Annotated in this window: 15 protein-coding genes; 4 read left to right on the forward strand and 11 right to left on the reverse strand. The window is 72.8% G+C overall.

Annotated elements, in window-relative coordinates; translation table 11 throughout:
- Positions 1-79 precede the first annotated feature (79 nt).
- Complete coding sequence (locus ACZ7DL_RS34475; protein ID WP_470780350.1) at positions 80-475, forward strand: winged helix-turn-helix transcriptional regulator; 396 nt, start codon at positions 80-82, stop codon at positions 473-475.
- On the opposite strand, the gene mutM is transcribed toward ACZ7DL_RS34475, so the two are convergent.
- The 8 genes from mutM to recG all read right to left on the reverse strand — a co-directional run bounded on the left by mutM (position 448) and on the right by recG (position 7,883).
- On the reverse strand, positions 448-1,308 hold the full coding sequence (gene mutM / locus ACZ7DL_RS34480; protein WP_470780352.1) for a bifunctional DNA-formamidopyrimidine glycosylase/DNA-(apurinic or apyrimidinic site) lyase: 861 nt from the start codon (positions 1,306-1,308) through the stop codon (positions 448-450). The genes ACZ7DL_RS34475 and mutM overlap by 28 nt on opposite strands.
- Before the next feature lie 91 nt (positions 1,309-1,399).
- The gene (gene rnc, locus ACZ7DL_RS34485; RefSeq protein ID WP_470780354.1) at positions 1,400-2,242 is read right to left on the reverse strand and encodes a ribonuclease III; all 843 of its coding nucleotides are present in this window, start codon (positions 2,240-2,242) and stop codon (positions 1,400-1,402) included.
- Positions 2,243-2,262: 20 nt separating this feature from the next.
- Positions 2,263-2,436: a 50S ribosomal protein L32 gene (gene rpmF / locus ACZ7DL_RS34490; protein ID WP_003951102.1), complete on the reverse strand. Its 174-nt coding sequence runs from the start codon at positions 2,434-2,436 to the stop codon at positions 2,263-2,265.
- Positions 2,437-2,438: 2 nt separating this feature from the next.
- Positions 2,439-3,092 carry a YceD family protein gene (locus ACZ7DL_RS34495; RefSeq protein ID WP_470780356.1) on the reverse strand — a complete coding sequence of 218 codons (654 nt, stop codon included), beginning with the start codon at positions 3,090-3,092 and terminating at the stop codon, positions 2,439-2,441.
- A gap of 130 nt (positions 3,093-3,222) precedes the next feature.
- Positions 3,223-4,338 carry an ATP synthase F0 subunit B gene (locus ACZ7DL_RS34500; RefSeq protein WP_470780357.1) on the reverse strand — a complete coding sequence of 372 codons (1,116 nt, stop codon included), beginning with the start codon at positions 4,336-4,338 and terminating at the stop codon, positions 3,223-3,225.
- Positions 4,339-4,392: 54 nt separating this feature from the next.
- Positions 4,393-4,872 carry a pantetheine-phosphate adenylyltransferase gene (gene coaD, locus ACZ7DL_RS34505; RefSeq protein ID WP_470780359.1) on the reverse strand — a complete coding sequence of 160 codons (480 nt, stop codon included), beginning with the start codon at positions 4,870-4,872 and terminating at the stop codon, positions 4,393-4,395.
- Between the two features lie 26 nt (positions 4,873-4,898).
- Positions 4,899-5,486, reverse strand: coding sequence for a 16S rRNA (guanine(966)-N(2))-methyltransferase RsmD (gene rsmD / locus ACZ7DL_RS34510; RefSeq protein WP_470780361.1), 588 nt, complete (start codon positions 5,484-5,486; stop codon positions 4,899-4,901).
- Between the two features lie 162 nt (positions 5,487-5,648).
- Complete coding sequence (gene recG / locus ACZ7DL_RS34515) at positions 5,649-7,883, reverse strand: ATP-dependent DNA helicase RecG (protein ID WP_470780363.1); 2,235 nt, start codon at positions 7,881-7,883, stop codon at positions 5,649-5,651.
- A gap of 197 nt (positions 7,884-8,080) precedes the next feature.
- Here recG and ACZ7DL_RS34520 point away from each other — a divergent pair, with 197 nt between their 5' ends.
- Together ACZ7DL_RS34520 and ACZ7DL_RS34525 are read left to right on the forward strand one after the other, a co-directional pair.
- Entirely contained in the window at positions 8,081-9,919 is a 1,839-nt protein-coding gene (locus ACZ7DL_RS34520) for an HSP90 family protein (RefSeq protein ID WP_470780365.1), read from the forward strand.
- Positions 9,916-12,897: a tetratricopeptide repeat protein gene (locus tag ACZ7DL_RS34525; protein WP_470780367.1), complete on the forward strand. Its 2,982-nt coding sequence runs from the start codon at positions 9,916-9,918 to the stop codon at positions 12,895-12,897. The genes ACZ7DL_RS34520 and ACZ7DL_RS34525 overlap by 4 nt, the downstream gene beginning before the upstream one ends.
- An 11-nt stretch (positions 12,898-12,908) precedes the next feature.
- On the opposite strand, the gene ACZ7DL_RS34530 is transcribed toward ACZ7DL_RS34525, so the two are convergent.
- Complete coding sequence (locus tag ACZ7DL_RS34530) at positions 12,909-14,720, reverse strand: DAK2 domain-containing protein (protein ID WP_470780369.1); 1,812 nt, start codon at positions 14,718-14,720, stop codon at positions 12,909-12,911.
- A 256-nt stretch (positions 14,721-14,976) separates the two neighbouring features.
- On the opposite strand from ACZ7DL_RS34530, the gene rpmB reads away from it, so the two are divergent.
- Entirely contained in the window at positions 14,977-15,162 is a 186-nt protein-coding gene (gene rpmB / locus ACZ7DL_RS34535; protein WP_004924906.1) for a 50S ribosomal protein L28, read from the forward strand.
- A gap of 132 nt (positions 15,163-15,294) precedes the next feature.
- Here rpmB and thiD read toward each other — a convergent pair whose 3' ends face one another.
- Positions 15,295-16,104 (reverse strand): bifunctional hydroxymethylpyrimidine kinase/phosphomethylpyrimidine kinase, encoded by an 810-nt coding sequence (thiD, locus tag ACZ7DL_RS34540; RefSeq protein WP_470780370.1) that lies wholly within the window; start codon positions 16,102-16,104, stop codon positions 15,295-15,297.
- Positions 16,101-17,066: a thiamine-phosphate kinase gene (locus ACZ7DL_RS34545; RefSeq protein ID WP_470780372.1), complete on the reverse strand. Its 966-nt coding sequence runs from the start codon at positions 17,064-17,066 to the stop codon at positions 16,101-16,103. Before ACZ7DL_RS34545 ends, thiD begins: the two co-directional genes overlap by 4 nt.
- Positions 17,067-17,139: the final 73 nt, after the last annotated feature.

The following is a 17,139-nucleotide window of genomic DNA, read 5'->3' on the forward strand; positions in this document are numbered from 1 at the left end:
AAGCAGTGACCCCAGGAAAGCACTAACTTCTGGTTAGTGCAACCTGCCGGTTAGCGCTGCGCTCGCGTACGCTTGTGGTATGAGCGCCACCATCGAGGACCACGAGGACCTCGCCTACAACGTCTTCGCCAAGGCCTGCCCGTCACGCGGCACGCTGGAGCACGTCACAGGCCGCTGGGGCGGACTGACGCTCGGCGCGCTGTACGAGGGCTCTCTGCGCTTCAACGAGCTGCGCCGCCGCGTCGACGGCGTGAGCGAGAAGATGCTGTCCCAGACGCTGCACGCGCTGGAGCGCGACGGCCTGGTACACCGCGAGGCCCAGCCGACGAACCCGCCCCGGGTGGACTACGAGCTGACTCCCCTGGGCCGTCAGGTCGCCGAACGGCTCCTCGCGCTCATCCACTGCGTGGAGGGCGCGATGGACGACGTCCTCGCGGCCCGCGCACGTTACGACGAGACGCGCGGCGCCCTCTGACACTTCGGGCAGAAGTAGCTGGACCGGTTCATCCAGGGGCGGCGGCGCATCGGGGTGCCGCAGCGCTTGCACGGCAGGCCCTCTCGGCCGTAGGCGTCCAGGGAGCGGTCGAAGTAGCCGGACTCGCCGTTGACGTTGACGTACAGGCTGTCGAAGCTGGTGCCGCCGACGGCGAGGGCCGCGTTCATGACATCCCGGACGTGGCCGAGGAGTCCGGTGGTGAGCGGGCGGGTGAAGGTGGCCGTGGGGCGCTCGTAGTGGAGGCGGGCGCGCCACAGGGCCTCGTCCGCGTAGATGTTGCCGACCCCGCTGATCAGCGACTGGTCCAGCAGCGCCCGTTTGATGGTCGTCCGCTTGCGGCGCAGCGCCTGGTGGAAGGCCGCGTCGTCGAAGAGCGGGTCCAGCGGGTCGCGGGCGATGTGCGCGATGACGTCGGGCAGGCCGTCGGGGGTGTTGTCGTGCAGCGACAGGCCGCCGAAGGTGCGCTGGTCGACGAAGCGGAGTTCGGTGCCGAGGGCGTCGGCGAACCGGACGCGGATGCGCAGATGCTTCTCGTCCGGCGCGTCATGCGGCTGGACCAGCAGCTGGCCGCTCATGCCGAGGTGGGCGAGGACGGACTGGTTGGTCTCCTCCAGCGGCAGCCACAGGTACTTGCCGCGCCGGCGGGGCGGGCCGATGTGGTGGCCCTTGAGCCGGTGCGTGAAGTCGTCGGGCCCGGCGAGATGCCGGCGCACGGCGCGCGGGTGCAGCACCTCGGTCTCGGCGACGGTCCGGTGGGCGACCCAGCGCTCCAGTCCGCGCCGGACGACCTCGACCTCGGGCAACTCGGGCATGGGCACCCCCGTCAGAACCGTAGGAACCGGTGGATGAGCCGAGCGCCCGCCCCGGCGTGGACGGCGGGGCGGGCGCTCGTGTGCTGTGGTGTCAGGCGGTTGCGGACGACGTGTCGCCGCCCTTGACGGCCTCGTCGGCCGTCTCCTTGACAGGCTCCTTGGCGGGCTCCTTGGCCGCCTTGGCGCGCTCGTCCGCGGCGGCCCGGATGGACCGCCAGGCGGACTCGGCGGCCTGCTGCTCCGCCTCCTTCTTGCTGCGGCCGGTGCCGGTGCCGTACGAGACGCCTCCGACGCGGGCGGCAGCAGTGAAGGTCTTCTCGTGGTCGGGGCCGGTCTCCGTGACCAGGTACTCGGGCACGCCGAGTCCCTCGATCGCGGTCAGCTCCTGGAGGGACGTCTTCCAGTCCAGGCCGGCGCCGAGATTGGAGGACTTCTCGATCAGCGGGTCGAACAGGCGGTGCACCAGTTCGGAGGCCGCGTCGAGGCCCTGGTCGAGATAGACCGCGCCGATCACCGCTTCCAGGGTGTCGGCGAGAATGGACGCCTTGTCCCGGCCGCCCGTGCCCTCTTCACCCCGGCCGAGCCGGATGAAGGCGCCCAGGTCGAGGCCGCGGCCGACCTCCGCCAGCGCACGAGAGTTGACCACCGCGGCCCGCAGCTTGGCCAGCTGGCCTTCGGGCAGGTCGGGGTGGGTGCGGTACAGCGTGTCCGTGACGACGAGGCCGAGCACGGAGTCCCCGAGGAACTCCAGCCGCTCGTTCGTCGGCAGACCGCCGTTCTCGTACGCGTAGGAACGGTGGGTCAGCGCTCGCACCAGAAGGGCGGACTCGACCTGGTAGCCGAGCCGCCCTTCCAGAAGCGCGTGGGACGAGGCCTGGTTGTCCGCCGGGCCACCCCCGCTGACGCGGGGAGAGTTCTTCTTTGCCGTGGACACAGTGCCCCTCACCAGCCCGCTCAGACTTCGAGGACCTGGCGCTTGTTGTAGGTGCCGCAAGACGGGCACGCGATGTGCTGCTGCTTGGGCTCGTGGCAGCGCTCGCACGCAACCAGGGTGGGGACCGCAGCCTTCCACTGCGACCGGCGGTGGCGCGTGTTGCTGCGCGACATCTTCCGCTTCGGAACAGCCACGGCTACTTCTCCTGCTTCTCGTCGACGCGCGCTGATCGAGTCGCGTCGCCGCTCATCTCGTCCTTCTCGCCGTCTTCGAGTGAACCGGCGAGTCCCTGCAAAGCCGCCCAACGGATGTCGACGGCGTCATGATGGTGGTCCGGGTCGTCCGCGAGCCGCGCTCCGCACTCGGAGCACAGGCCCGGACAGTCTTCCTGGCACACCGGCTGCATCGGCAGTGCGAGCACCACCGCATCGCGCAGCAGAGGTTCGAGGTCGAAGAGTCCGTCCTCGAGGAAGAACCTGTCCTCGTCGTCCTCGGCGTCGTCGCCCGGTTCCGCGATCACGCGGCCCCGGTCGTCGGCGTCAGGGTACGAGAACAGTTCCTGGAAGTCCGCTTCGAGCTCCAGCCCGACCGGCTCCAGACACCTTACGCACTCCCCCTCGGCCGTTGCACGGGCGGTGCCTGTGACAAGCACCCCTTCCAACACCGACTCGAGCCGGAGTTCGAGCTCCACCGGGGCGCCTTGCGGCACTCCGATGACTCCATCGATGCCGAGATCGGCGGGAGCGTCGATCGTGCGGGTCAGGCGCTGGAGCGCGCCAGGACGCCGACCCAGCTCGTGCGTATCGAACACGAGGGGGTTGCGGTGGTCGAGGCGGGCGTTGGAGGCCATTCCTGCTTTCGATCTTCGAACTCGAAGGGACGCCGCCCGTAGGTGCTCCGGGCAGCGGTGATCGCGGGCATACGCGCGACCGAACAGCCAGGATACTGGACCTTTCGCTCAGCGCCCAATCCGGTGCGGGCTAGAGGCCCCGGCCCTGCTCGTACGCCCTCAGCTGCTCCGCGCTGATCATGCTCGTGTCGAAGAGGCTGGTCTCGTCCAGAGCATAGCCCTGCTGCTGCGGCTCCTGCGGCTGCTGGGCCTGGGGGTCGTAGGCGGCCTGCCGGGCGTCGTAGGAGCCCTGGAAGGCGGCACCTCCCGCCGGTGCGTAGCCGGGGGCGGGCGAGGCGTACGGGTCGGCCTGCCGGTAGCCGTACGGGTCCTGCTGCGCCGGGTAGTCCGGCTGCTGCGGGAAGCCCGTGTACGGGTCCTGCTGCTGGAGGGGGGCGTCTCCCGCCGGTGCGTAGCCGGAGGTCGGCGAGTAGGCCGGCTGCGGCTCGTACGACGGCTCCGGCTGCCGCCGGTCCGTGCGGTCGCTGTCCGCGAGGGCCGCGAGGTCGGCGAGGTAGTCGGCGTCGCTGGAGTGCTGGAACGTCGTGGTGTCGTCGGCGAGGGCGCCGAGGTCGTCGGTGGCGATCCTGCCGTGCAGCTTCTGCCGGCCGCGGCCGACGGCCTCCAGGGTCTTGGCGAGGACCGCCTCGAAGGCGCCCAGCTTGGCGTCGACGTAGGCGTCGGCGTTGTGGCGCAGGGTCTGCGGGTCCTGGCTGCGCTCGGGGGCGTCCTCGTCCTCGTAGCCGTTCTCGTCCAGGCCGGGGCCGGTGCCGAGCAGCTTCTCGCGGCCGCGGCCGACCGAGCCGAGGGTCTTGGTGAGGACGACCTCGAAGTTGGCGAGCTTGGAGTCGACGTAGTCGTCGGCCTCGGCGCGGATCTCCTCGGCCTCCTTGCGGGCCTCGGCGAGGATCCGGTCGGCCTCGGCCTGGGAGCGGCGGGCGATCTCGGTGTCGGAGATCAGCGAGCCGCGCTCGGCGTGCGCGTTCTCGATGATCCGCTCGGCCTCCTGCCGGGCCTGCTCGACCATCTGCTCACGGCCGCCGATCAGCTCCTGCGCCTGGGCGAGGGAGCCGGGCAGCGCCTGGCGCACCTCTTCGAGCATCGCGAGCAGCTCGGCGCGGTTGATCACGCACGATGCCGACATGGGCATGGACCGGGCACTGGAGACCGTGGAGACGATCTCGTCAAGCTTCTTCTGCACGTCCACCTGTGCTCGCCACTCTCTGCCGGGTTGGAGACGGACGGGACGACTGTAGCCCCATCAGTCCTTGGCGAGACGCTTGTTCAACGCCTCCAGGACCTGGGCGGGCACCAGGTGGGAGACGTCGCCGCCCCAGGCCGCGACCTCCTTGACGAGGGAGGAGGACAGGAAGCTGTAGGTGGGGTTGGTGGGCACGAACAGCGTTTCGACGCCGGTGAGGCCGTTGTTCATCTGGGCCATCTGCAGCTCGTAGTCGAAGTCGCTGACGGCGCGCAGGCCCTTGACGATGGCGGGGATGTCGCGCTGCTTGCAGAAGTCGACGAGGAGGCCGTGGAACGCCTCCACGCGGACGTTGGCGAACTCGGAGGTGACTTCGCGGATCAGCTCGATCCGCTCCTCGATCCCGAACAGGCCCTTCTTGGACTTGTTGATCATCACCGCGACATAGACCTCGTCGTAGAGACGGGAAGCTCGGGCGATGATGTCGAGGTGTCCGTTGGTGATCGGGTCGAACGACCCGGGACATACGGCGCGGCGCACTTGTGATCCCTCGCTCTCCGGTCCGGTCATCGTGCGTCTTCGCACGTAGAGGCGGCGCGACCGTACCAAAACGTTCCCTCGCCGTAGCGACGGGACCGGATCGCCTCGAAGCCGTCCGGCCAGTGGAATTCGCCGCCTCTGGTGCTGCGCTCCACGGTGACGAGCGCTTGCTCAGCGAGCCAGCGTTCCGAGCGGAGTGTGAGCAGAATCTCGCGAAGATCGTCGTCTGTGACGGCGTACGGCGGGTCGAGGAAGACCAGGTCATACGGCTCTTCCGGCGCCGGCGCCTTGATGATCTGTTCCGCTTTGCCCGCTCTGACCTCGGCGCCGGGCAGGCCCAGGTTTTTCACGTTCTCACGGACGGTCTTCGCCGCGCGCGCGTCGGCCTCCACCAGCAGGGCGTGCCCCGCGCCCCGCGACAACGCCTCCAGACCCACGGCGCCCGAGCCGGCGTAGAGGTCGAGGACCCGTTCGCCGTCCAGGGGGCCGCCGAGGAGGGACTGCCAGGTGGAGAAGAGGGCCTCACGTGCGCGGTCGGAGGTGGGGCGGGTGCCGGTCCCTGGCGGGACTGCCAGGCGACGTCCGCCGGCTGCGCCGGCGATCACGCGGGTCATCTTCGGTCCTTGTTCGGGGGTGGTTACGAATTCAGTGTGGCAGCAGGCCCGTCGTGGCCGCTCGCGCCCGGGTGGCGCAGCCGCATGGCGACACGGCGCCGCGGCCCTGGGCAAGTCCGCTTCACCCCCGCTTCACCCGTTCTCGCCCTTTTTCGCCCTTTCTCATCCTTTCTCCAAATACTGCTCCCGCTCGTCGTCCAGCAGGGCGTCCAGGGCCGTGCGCAGGCCCGGCAGGTGCTCCAGCTCCGGGTCGGCCGCCACCACCGCCGCCGCCTCCTGTCTCGCCTCCGCGATGACCTCCTCGTCCTCGATGACCGCGAGGACCCGGAGGCTGGAGCGGGCGCCGGACTGGGCCTGGCCGAGGACGTCACCCTCCCGGCGCTGTTCGAGGTCGATACGGGAGAGTTCGAAGCCGTCCAGGGTGGCGGCGACCGCGTTCAGGCGCTGGCGGGCCGTGCTCGCCTCGGGCATCTCGGTGACCAGGAGGCACAGGCCGGGGGCGGAGCCACGGCCGACCCGGCCGCGCAGCTGGTGGAGCTGGGAGACGCCGAAGCGGTCGGCGTCCATGATGACCATGGCCGTGGCGTTCGGGACGTTCACACCGACCTCGATGACGGTGGTGGCGACCAGGACGTCCGTCTCGCCGGCCGCGAAGCGGCGCATCACGGCGTCCTTGTCGTCGGGGTGCATACGGCCGTGCAGGACCTCCACCCGAAGGCCCTTGAGGGGGCCGCGGGTCAGCTGGTCGGCCACCTCCATGACCGCGAGCGGGGGGCGCTTGTCGGCCTCCTCCTCCGCGGTCTGCTTCTTGCCGGCCTTCTTCGGGTCGTCGTCCTCGTCGCCGATGCGGGGGCAGACGACGTACGCCTGGTGGCCGTTCGCCACCTCCTCGCGCACGCGTTCCCAGGCGCGGGCCAGGAAGTGGGGCTTGTCGGCCGCCGGGACGACGTGGCTGGCGATCGGGGAGCGGCCCGCCGGGAGCTGGTCGAGGACCGAGGTCTCCAGGTCGCCGAAGACCGTCATGGCGACCGTGCGCGGGATGGGCGTCGCCGTCATGACGAGGAGGTGCGGGAGCCGCCTTTCCCCCTGGGAGTGCGCCTTGCCGCGCAGGGCGTCGCGCTGTTCCACGCCGAAGCGGTGCTGTTCGTCGACCACGACCAGGCCGAGGTCGTGGAACTGGACCTTGTCCTCGATCAGGGCGTGGGTGCCGATGACGATGCCGGCCTCGCCGGTGACCAGATCGAGCAGGGCCTGGCGGCGGGCCGCCGTGCCCATGGAGCCGGTGAGCAGCACCACCTTGGTGGCGTGCTCGGCGCCGCCCAGCATCCCGCCCTCGGCCAGTTCGCCCATCATCTCGGTGACGGAGCGGTGGTGCTGCTGGGCGAGGACCTCGGTGGGCGCGAGCATGGCCGCCTGGCCGCCCGTGTCGACCACGGCGAGCATGGCGCGCAGGGCGACCAGTGTCTTTCCGCTGCCGACCTCGCCCTGGAGCAGGCGGTGCATCGGGTGTGCGGTGGCGAGGTCGTCGAAGATCTCGCGGGAGACCTTCTGCTGGCCTTCCGTGAGGGTGAACGGGAGGCGGTCGTCGAAGGCCGTGAGGATGCCGTCCGGCTTGGGTGCGCGGGGCACGGCGGGCAACTGCGTGTCGGCGTGCCGGCGGCGGGCCAGGGCGACCTGGAGGACGAATGCCTCGTCCCATTTCAGACGGGCGCGGGCGTCGGCGATGTCGGCCTTGGTGTGCGGGCGGTGGATCTTGAGCAGGGCCTCCGGGAGGGGGACCAGGCCGCGGCCCGCGCGCAGGGAGTCCGGGAGGGGGTCGAGTGCCTCCTGGGCGGTGGGCAGGACCGTCTGCACCGCCTTGCCGATCTTCCAGGACTCCAGCTTGGCTGTGGCGGGATAGATCGGGATCAGGGCACCGGCCCAGGTCTCGACGGCTTCCTCGCCGTCGCCTCTGAGCAACTCGTAGGCCGGATGGGCGAGCTGGAGGCGGCGGTTGAAGACGGAGACCTTGCCGGCGAACATCGCGCGGGTGCCCGGCAGCAGCTCCTTGTGGGGCTTGTGCACGCCGTTGCCGAAGAAGACCAGCTGGAGCCGGCCGCTGCCGTCGGTGATCGTGACCTCGAGGCGCTGGCCCTTGCCACGGGGCGCCTTGGCCGAGGCGAAGCTGTGCAGGCGGGCGTCGGCGACCTGGGCGACCACCGTGACGTGCTCGTCCATGGGGAGGTCGGCTAGGTGGGTGAGCTGGCCGCGCTCCTCGTATCTGCGCGGGTAGTGGTGCAGGAGATCGCCGACGGTGTGCAGGCCGAGGTGCTCGGCCATCACCTTCGCGGTGGCGGGGCCGAGCACTGACTTGAGGGGCTGCTTCAGTGGTTCTTCCAGTGCGGGCACGAGATCCATTGCACACCACCGCACTGACAATGCCGTAGACGCTGCCCTGCGGGTTCCGGGCCCGATCCCGTAAACATCAGGGAAACTCCTGGTCAGACGGGATCTTCCGGCCTAGGATGGCGCGCTCCGGCCATCCTTCGCGGTCACCGCCCCGCCGGGACCGCCCGACCCCGCGCCGCACGCACTCCCCCTCCGGCGCAGTGACGATGGACTCCCAGACCTCACAGGCATCCCAGGCATCCCAGTCACCTCACCTACCTCATACGTTTCAGGTCGACCTGCGCGGTCTGGTGGACCTGCTCTCGCATCACCTCTATTCCAGCCCCAAGGTCTATCTGCGTGAGCTGCTCCAGAACGCCGTGGACGCCATCACCGCCCGCCGCGCCGCGGAGCCGGACGCCCCGGCGCGGGTCCGGCTGTACGCCGGGGACGGCGGGCTGCGTGTGGAGGACACCGGTGTCGGGCTCACCGAGCCGGACGTGCACAGCCTGCTGGCGACCATCGGCCGCAGCTCCAAGCGGGCCGAGGGCCTCGCGGAGGCCCGGTCGGACTTCCTCGGCCAGTTCGGCATCGGGCTGCTGGCCTGCTTCGTGGTCGCCGAGCGGATCCGGGTGGTCAGCCGCAGCGCCCGTACGCCCGAGGCCCCGCCGGTGGAGTGGACGGCCCGCGACGACGGCTCGTACACCGTGCGGACACTGCCCGCCGCGGAGCGGCCCGAGCCGGGTACGACCGTGTACCTGACGGCGCGGGCCGGGGCGGCCGAGTGGCTGGCGCCCGAGCGGGTCCGCGGCCTCGCCCGCGACTTCGGCTCCCTGCTGCCGTACGACGTCCGGGTCGGCGACGAGCCCGTCACCGAGCTGCCCGCCCCCTGGGACCGCGCCCATCCGAGTCCGGCCGGCCGGAGGGTGGCGCTGGCCCGGCACTGCCAGGAGCTGTTCGGCTTCGCCCCGCTGGACTCGATCGACCTGGACGTGCCGCTGGCCGGGGTCCGCGGGGTGGCGTACGTGCTGCCGTCGGCGGTGAGCCCGGCCCAGCGGGCGACGCACCGCGTGCATCTGAAGGGCATGCTGCTCACCGAGCGGGCCGAACAGCTGCTGCCGGACTGGGCGTTCTTCGTGCGCTGTGTACTGGACACGGACAGTCTGCGGCCGACGGCCTCGCGCGAGTCGCTGTACGAGGACGAGACGCTCGCCGCCGTACGGGACGCGCTCGGCGAAAGGATTCGGTCCTGGCTGACCGGGCTGGCGGCCGGTGACCCGGAGCGCCTGTCGGCCTTCCTCGCCGTGCACCACCTGGGCGTGAAGTCCCTGGCCCGGCACGACCGGGAGATGCTGCGCACGATGCTGCCGTGGCTGCCGTTCGAGACGACCGACGGGCAGCTGTCCCTGGAGGAGTTCGCACAGCGGCACCCGGTGGTGCACTTCACGCGGACCGTCGAGGAGTACCGGCAGGTCGCGCCGATCGCCTCGGCGCAGGGCGTCGGCGTGATCAACGGCGGCTACACGTACGACAGCGAACTGGTCGAGGCGCTGCCGCGGGTGCGGCCGGGGACGGTGGTCGCCGAGCTGGACGCGGACACCGTGACCGCGCACCTGGACGCGGTCGACCCGGGCGAGGAGCTGGCGCTGTCCGGTTTCCTGGCCGCCGCGCGGGCCAGGCTGGATCCGCTGGGTTGTGACGTCGTCCTGCGGGCCTTCCACCCGCTGTCCGTGCCCGCGCTGCACCTGGACGACCGGGCGGCCCGGCACGAGCAGGCCCGCGCGGCTGCCGAGGAGCAGGCCGACGACCTGTGGGCGGGCATCCTGGGCTCGCTGCGCGGCAGCGCCCCCCGCGCGCGTCTGGTGCTCAACCATCTCAACCCGCTGGTCCGGCGGATCGGTGCGCTCGGGGACCCGGAGCTGATCGGCACCGCGACCGAGTCGCTGTACGGGCAGGCGCTGCTGATGGCGCAGCGGCCGCTGCGGCCGGCCGACTCGGCGCTGCTCAACCGGGCGTTCATCGGGCTGCTCGCATGGGCGACCCACGGGGAGGGTGACGGACGATGAGTGAGATCACGGATCTCGACGCGCTGCGCCGGGCGCTGGCGGAGAACTCCGAGCAGCCGGAGGGCCCGGCCCGCAACGCGCGCGCGGAGCAACTGCTCGCCGAGGCCGAGCGGCTGGACATCCCGCTCGCCGTGATCGAGGCGCTCGGGCACCAGTTGAAGGTCTACAACTACAGCTCCGAGAAGGACAAGATGTTCGTCCCGTTCGCGCGGCTGCTGCGCATGTGGGACGAACGGCCCGAGGACTTCGACGAGTACGAGACGCACTCGCTGCACTGGGTCTTCAAGTGGATGTCGGCGGGCATGCTGGACCAGCCGCACATCCCGCTCGCCTCGATCGAGAAGTGGCTCGGCGAGATGGAGCACCGCTACCGGCTCGCCGGGCATTCCGAACGTGCCGTGCGCAGCGCCGAGTTGAGCGTGGCCGCGCACATCGGGGACCTCGCGCGCGCGGAGCGGGCGTACGCCGCGTGGCTGGCCGCCGATCGGGACCGGATGGCCGACTGCCACGCCTGTGAGCTGCACGCGCAGGGCACCTGGCAGGTCCGGTGCGGCCGGGACGCGGAGGCGCTTCGGCTGTGGCGGCCGGTGCTGGAGGGAGAGTTCGCCTGCGCGCACGAACCGCACACCGCGCTCGCCTCATCGCTGGCCCCGCTGCTGCGGCTCGGCCGCGTGGAGGAGGCCCGGGCGCACCATCTGCGGGGCTTCCGGCTGGTCCGCCCGATGGAGAGCATGCGCGGCGCGTACGCCGACCACGTGGAGTTCTGCGCGCTGACCGGCAACGAGGCGCGCGGCCTGGAGCTGCTGGCGGAGCGGCCGGCGTACTTCACGGACACCGGGCATCCGCGCAGCCGGCTGGACTTCATGGCCGTGGTGACGCTGCTCATGGACCGGCTGACCGGGCTGGGCCTGGGCGAGCAGCGGGTGCCGGGCCCGGCCGGGCGGACCTGGACCGCGCGGGAACTCGCCGCGCACGCGCGCGCGGAGGCGACGGAACTGGCCGACCGGTTCGACCGCCGCAACGGCACCTCGTCCGTCGGCGACCGGATCCGCGCGCGGATGGCCCAGCGCCCGCTGGTGGAGCGGCTGCCGCTGGGGGTGCGTACGGTACGCCCGGCGCCCACACCGGCGGTCGCGCCCCCGGCGTCGCCGGAAGCCCCCGACGAGGCCGGCCTGCCCGTCCTGCTCGCCGAGGCACGGCGGCTGTCGGACACCCTGCGGCCGCATGCCCTGGAGGCGTGGGCGGCCGTCGCGCGGGCGGCGCGGGACGGCGCCGGGCTGGCGCCGCGCGACCGCGCGGAGATCGCCGACCACGAGGCGATGGCCCGCGGCCCCGAGGGCCTGCCCCTGTTCGAACGAGCGGCGGCGCTGTACGCGGAGGCGGGCGACCCCGGCGAGGCGCTGGCGGCACGCGCGCGCGGGGCGTACGTCCGCGCGCTGACCGGCGAGGTGACCGCGGCCCTGGCCACGGTCACCGGCCTGTACGACGAGGTACTCGCGCTCTACGCCGACGAGGGCACCGGCGTACGGCAGACCGCGTCGGTGGTGATGAGCCGGGCACGGATCCTGATGCGACAGGTGCACGAGGGGGCCGACCGGCCGGGTGCCGTCGCGGCGGCCGAAGCCGCCGTACGGGAGGTGCTGGCGCTCGTCGAGGGGCGCGGTGGGGGTGACGTGCGGCTGTCGGCGCGGGCGGCCGAGGCGCGGGCGATGCTCGCCGAGCTGGCCGGGCTCACCGGGGACGCGGAGCGGGCGGCGGAGCTGTTCCGGCAGGCCGCCGGCGGGTACGTGGCCGCCGGGCTGCCGTGGTTCGCGGTGGAGTACGAGGTGCAGATCGCGGCCCTGGCCCACCAGGCCGGTGACCTGGCCGGCGCCGAGCGGGCGCTGCGGGCGGCCCTGGAGCACGGCGGGCCGTACGTGGAGCCGGTCGGGCGGGCTCAGCTGCACCTCCAGCTCGCCGAGGTGCTCGGCGGCCGGGACGCGCCCGCGGAGGCGGCCGAGCACGCGCTGGAGGCCGCGCACTGGGCCGACGAGGCCGGCGAGAGCGGCACGCTGGGCGCCTGGGCGCGTCAGCAGCTGGGCGGCTTCCTGCTGCGCCTGGGCCGGTACGCGGAGGCCGCCGAGGTGCTGGAGTCCGCGCTGGCCGACCTGAGCGCCGAGACGCACGGCGACGGGGTGGTCGTCCAGGCGCACTGGTGGCTCGGGGACTGCCTGGGCGAGCTGGGTGAGCACCGGGCCGCCGCCGAAGAGCGGCTCAAGGCCGCCGACCTCGCCCGGCACTGGCCCGAGCAGCAGGACCACGCCACGCTCGCCCACCTCGCCGCCGAGTCGCTGGGCAGCGCCGGGCTGGCGGAGGAGGCGGACCGGGCCTACGCGCGCGCGGGCGACCTGTGGCGCGCGCTCGGCAACACGCAGTTCCTGGTCCGCTCGCTGCGCGCCCGCGCCTGGCTGGCGCTGGGCGGGGAGTCCGGGGCGGCGGACGCACGCGTGCTGATGGCGCAGGCGGTACGGGAGTGCGAGGCGGCGCTGGCGGTGGCGGACCCGGCGGACCGGGAGCAGCTGGCCACCGAACTCGGCGGGACGCACCGGCAGTTCGCGGAGCTGCTGGCCCGCTCGGCGCCCGAGGAGGCCGAGGACCCGGCGATCCGCGCCGCGTTCGAGGCGGCGCTGGAGCAGATGACGCGGGCCGTGGCGGTGTTCGACGCGCTCGGCACGGCCGGGCTGCACGGCCGTACCGGCGCCGAACTGGCCGCGGGCTGGCTGGAGGCGGACCTAGGCCGCCCTGCGCGGGCGGCCGCACGCGCGCGTGCCGTGCTCGCGGCCTACGAGGGCACCGACGACGGCGACGAGACCGTCCGGGCGCGGCGGGCCGAGGCGGACCAGCTGCTGGAGGCGGCACAGGAGGCGGAGGACGCGGAAGACGCGCAGGTCGCGGAGGACGATGCACAGGCGGGCGCGCAGGCCGAGCCGCGGGGCTGAGCCGCGCCGCGTCACTCCACGCCGATGAGCAGCAGCGCGCCCTGCCGGCCGCCGCGGTACACCACCGTGTCCACGGCCAGGTAGGACGCCCGTACGCGCGCCTCCAGGTGCGCGGCGACGGTCCCGGGCGCCTCGTCGCCGACGACGAGCGTGACCAGCTCGCCGCCGGCCTGGAGCATGCGGTCCAGGACGGTCCGGGCGGTGGCGGTGACGTCCGTGCCGATCACCGCCACATCGCCGTCGATCAGGCCGAGCACGTCGCCGGCCTGGCAGATCCCGGCCGTCGTCCACGACTGGTGCTCGGCGACGACGACCTCGGCGTACCGGGTGGCGCCCGCCGCCGAGGTCATCTGGACGACGTCCTCGTCGAACCGGCGCTCCGGCTCGTGCACCGCGAGCGCGGCGATGCCCTGGACCGCCGAGCGGGTCGGGATCAACGCCACCCGGATGCCTTCGGTGCGGGCCTGCTCGGCCGCGGCGGCGGCCGTGTGACGCAGCTCGGCGTCGTTGGGCAGCAGCACGACCTCGCGCGCGTGGGCGCGCCGTACGGCCTGCACCAGTTCCCCGCTGGCGGGCGGCTCTCCGGGGCGGGCCAGGACGGTGGTGGCGCCGGCCTCGGCGTACAGCCCGGCCAGCCCCTCGCCCGGTACGACGGCGACGACCGCCCGCTGGGCGCGTTCGCGGGGTGGGCGTTCGCGGCCGGTGTGCGCGTCGCCGAGCCCGAAGTGCGTGATCCGGATCCGGTACGGCCGCCCGGCCTCGACGCCCGCCTCCACGGCGGCGCCGGCGTCGTCGACGTGCACATGGACGTTCCACAGTCCGTCGCCGCCGACCACGACCAGCGAGTCCCCGAGGGCGTCGAGCCGCGCGCGGAGCCGGGCCACGGCAGCGTCGTCGGCCTCCAGCAGATAGATCACCTCGAAGGCGGGGCCGTCGGCCTCCGTCGCGTCGGCGCAGAGGTCGGGTGCGGAACCGCTCTCCCCGCGCGCGTGCCCGACGGAAACGGCTTCCGGGGCCCGCGGGGCCTGCAGAAGCAGGGCCTCCCCGAGCGACGCCTCTCCCAGCGGGGCCTCCCCGAGCGACGCCTCCCCGAGTGGGGCCTCCCCGAGTGGGGCCTCCCCGAGCGACGCCTCCCGACGCGGGCTCTCCCGAAGCGGAGCTTCTCGTACCGACTCCCCCGTGAACGCCTCCACCAGCGCGCCCAGCACCGCCACCAGGCCCCGTCCGCCCGCGTCGACCACACCGGCCCGCTTCAGGACGGCCAGCTGGCCCGGGGTCGCCGCCAGGGCCGCCCGCGCGCCCTCGTAGGCGGCCCGCGCGACCGTCCCGCAGTCGCCCTCGGCCCCCTCGGCGGCGTCGGCGGCGGCCGAGGCGACCGTCAGCACCGTGCCCTCGACCGGGTGGGCCACGGCCTGCCGGGCGGAGTCGGCGGCCCGGCGCAGGGCCAGCCGCAGCCCGGAGCCGTCGATGTGAGACGCGTCACCGTTCTCCGCGAGCACCTGCGCCATGCCCCGCAGCAGCTGCGCCAGGATCGTCCCGGAATTGCCCCGGGCCCCGATGAGCGCCCCGTGGGCCATGGCCCGTACCGCGTCCGCGAGGGACGGCTCCGTACAGCCGGTCCCGTACCCGGCGAACACCGCCTCCACGGCCGTCGTCGCCGACTCCAGGGTCAGATAGAGGTTGGTGCCGGTGTCGCCGTCCGCCACCGGATAGACGTTGATCGCGTCGATCTCCTCGCGGGCCCGCCCCAGTGCCCGGAGCGCCAGACCGCACCAGGTGCGCACCGCGAGAGCATCGAAGAATGTCTGCGGCACCTGCGCCACCTGCGCCTCCCTGAGCTGGCTGGACGTGGACGCAGCGTAGACCCCGGACCGGTGTCCTCCGGAAGAGGGCCGGGAGCGGGGCCCCGAGCTGCCATGGTAGTTTCGTGGTGCTGGTGCAGCCGTTGTATGCTGCTCCGGTTGCCCGATCCGATCGGGCCGTCCCCTGGCAACGCCACTCAAGATCTCAGGTTTTAGGATCTCGATCCCGGCATGCCGGGATTAACCGTAAGTGCATCTGAAGTCTTTGGAGTGACCCGTGGCTGCCAACTGCGACGTCTGCGGCAAGGGGCCGGGCTTCGGCAACAACATCTCGCACTCGCACCGCCGTACGCCCCGCCGCTGGAACCCGAACATCCAGCGTGTGCGTACCGTGGTCGGCGGGACGCCGAAGCGCGTGAACGCTTGCACCTCGTGCATCAAGGCCGGCAAGGTCTCGCGCTGACGCCAACAGCTGAGCGCGCGGCCACTGCCTGGTCCGCTGCACTGAGCCGGTCCACCTGAGGGTGGGCCGGCTTTTTGCCGTACCCGAAGGCGGCCCACCCGAAGGCGGCCCACCCGAAGGCGCCCATCGGGCTCAGGGAGTCTCGCGCCTCAGCGCCCATGCGTGATCCACGGGCCCGATGCCGGCGCCGAGGGCGAAGCCGGCGGCGATCGCCCCGGTGACGTACTCCTTGGCCACCCGGACCGCCTCCGGCACGGCCCGGCCCCGCGCCAGCCCGCAGGCGATCGCGGAGGCGAGGGTGCAGCCGGTGCCGTGGGTGTGCCGGTTGTCGTGGCGGGGGGCGCGCAGCCAGTGCTCCTCGGCGCCGTCGGTGAGCAGGTCCAAGGCGTCTCCGGACAGGTGTCCGCCCTTGATCAGCACCCACCGCGGCCCGTACTCCAGCACGGCCGCCGCGGCCCGCCGCAGATCGTCCTCGGACTCGACGCGCACCCCGGTGAGTTGAGCCACCTCGTCGAGGTTCGGGGTGGCCACGGTCGCCGCCGGCAGCAGCTTCGTCCGTACGGAGTCCAGCGCGGAGGCCGCCAGCAGCGGGTCGCCGTGCTTGGAGACGCCCACCGGGTCCACCACGGCGGGCGCGTCCGTGCCGGAGATCAACTCGGCGACCGCCTCGACCAGTTCGGCGGAGGACAGCATGCCGGTCTTCACGGCCTGGACGCCGATGTCGTCCACGACGCTGCGGTACTGGGCCCGTACCGCCTCCACCGGCAGCTCCCAGGCGCCCTGCACGCCCAGGGAGTTCTGCGCGGTCACGGCCGTGATCACGCTCATGCCGTGCACGCCGTGCGCCAGCATCGTCTTCAGGTCGGCCTGGACGCCGGCACCGCCCCCGGAGTCCGAGCCGGCCACCGTGAGGACCCTGGGCGGCGCTCCGGGGGTGCTCATGACTCGATGTCCCCGAAGTGGTCCCAGCCGCCCTTGCTGGTCCAGGGCGCCCCGTCGACCGTCACCTGGGGCAGCGCGGAGGGGTTGAGGACCTCACCGATGACCTTCCAGCGGGCCGGCAGCTTGGCGTCCGACGGGAAGGTCGCCACGATCGCGTGGTCCTCTCCCCCGGTCAGCACCCACTGCAGCGGGTCCACGCCGACGGCCTGCCCGATGTCGTTCATCTGCGTCGGGATGTCGATCGCGCCGGAGCGGATGTCGATGCGGACCTTGCTGGCCTCGGCGATGTGCCCGAGGTCGGCGATCAGTCCGTCGCTCACGTCGCACATCGCGGTGGCGCCGAGCGCGGCGGCGGCCGGGCCCGCGTGGTACGGCGGCTCGGGGCGCCGGTGGGCCTCCACGAAGGCGCGCGGCGAGCGGAAGCCGCGGGCGAGCACCGCGTACCCGGCCGCGGACCAGCCGAGCCAGCCGGTGACGGCCACGATGTCGCCGGGCTGGGCACCCGCGCGTGTGACGGGCTCCTGGTTGCGCAGGTCGCCGAGCGCGGTGATCGACACCATGATCGTGTCGCCGCGTACGACGTCCCCGCCGACCACGGAGGCTCCGGCGACCTGGCACTCGTCGCGCAGGCCGTCCATCAGCTCGGTGGGCCAGGCGACCGGCAGCTCGGCCGGGACGACCAGGCCGAGCAGCAGCGCGGTCGGTACGGCGCCCATCGCGGCGATGTCCGCGAGGTTCTGCGCGGCGGCCTTGCGGCCGACGTCGTAGGCCGTGGACCAGTCGCGGCGGAAGTGCCGGCCCTCCAGCAGGATGTCGGTGCTCGCCACCACCCGGCGGTCGGGCGCGGCGACCACCGCGGCGTCGTCGCCGGGGCCGACCCGGACCGCCGGGGTGGTGGTGAGACGGGAGGTGAGCTCCCTGATGAGCCCGAACTCCCCGAGCTCACCAACAGTGCCCTTCATGTCCCTTGCTCCCCTTCTCTCCCTTGCCGTGCCCGGTCGCGCGTCATCAGTGTCCCCGATACGGTCGAGGTGA

The sequence above is a fragment of the Streptomyces sp. NPDC036984 genome (genome assembly GCF_055607665.1).

Excerpts from the sequence above, each read along its gene's own strand:
- ACZ7DL_RS34525 (WP_470780367.1), top strand. The coding sequence starts at position 9,916 with ATGAGTGAGATCACGGATCTCGACGCGCTGCGCCGGGCGCTGGCGGAG.
- ACZ7DL_RS34495 (WP_470780356.1), bottom strand. The coding sequence starts at position 3,092 with ATGGCCTCCAACGCCCGCCTCGACCACCGCAACCCCCTCGTGTTCGAT.
- recG (WP_470780363.1), bottom strand. The coding sequence starts at position 7,883 with ATGGATCTCGTGCCCGCACTGGAAGAACCACTGAAGCAGCCCCTCAAG.
- ACZ7DL_RS34520 (WP_470780365.1), top strand. The coding sequence starts at position 8,081 with ATGGACTCCCAGACCTCACAGGCATCCCAGGCATCCCAGTCACCTCAC.
- ACZ7DL_RS34475 (WP_470780350.1), top strand. The coding sequence starts at position 80 with ATGAGCGCCACCATCGAGGACCACGAGGACCTCGCCTACAACGTCTTC.
- thiD (WP_470780370.1), bottom strand. The coding sequence starts at position 16,104 with ATGAGCACCCCCGGAGCGCCGCCCAGGGTCCTCACGGTGGCCGGCTCG.
- rsmD (WP_470780361.1), bottom strand. The coding sequence starts at position 5,486 with ATGACCCGCGTGATCGCCGGCGCAGCCGGCGGACGTCGCCTGGCAGTC.
- ACZ7DL_RS34545 (WP_470780372.1), bottom strand. The coding sequence starts at position 17,066 with ATGAAGGGCACTGTTGGTGAGCTCGGGGAGTTCGGGCTCATCAGGGAG.
- mutM (WP_470780352.1), bottom strand. The coding sequence starts at position 1,308 with ATGCCCGAGTTGCCCGAGGTCGAGGTCGTCCGGCGCGGACTGGAGCGC.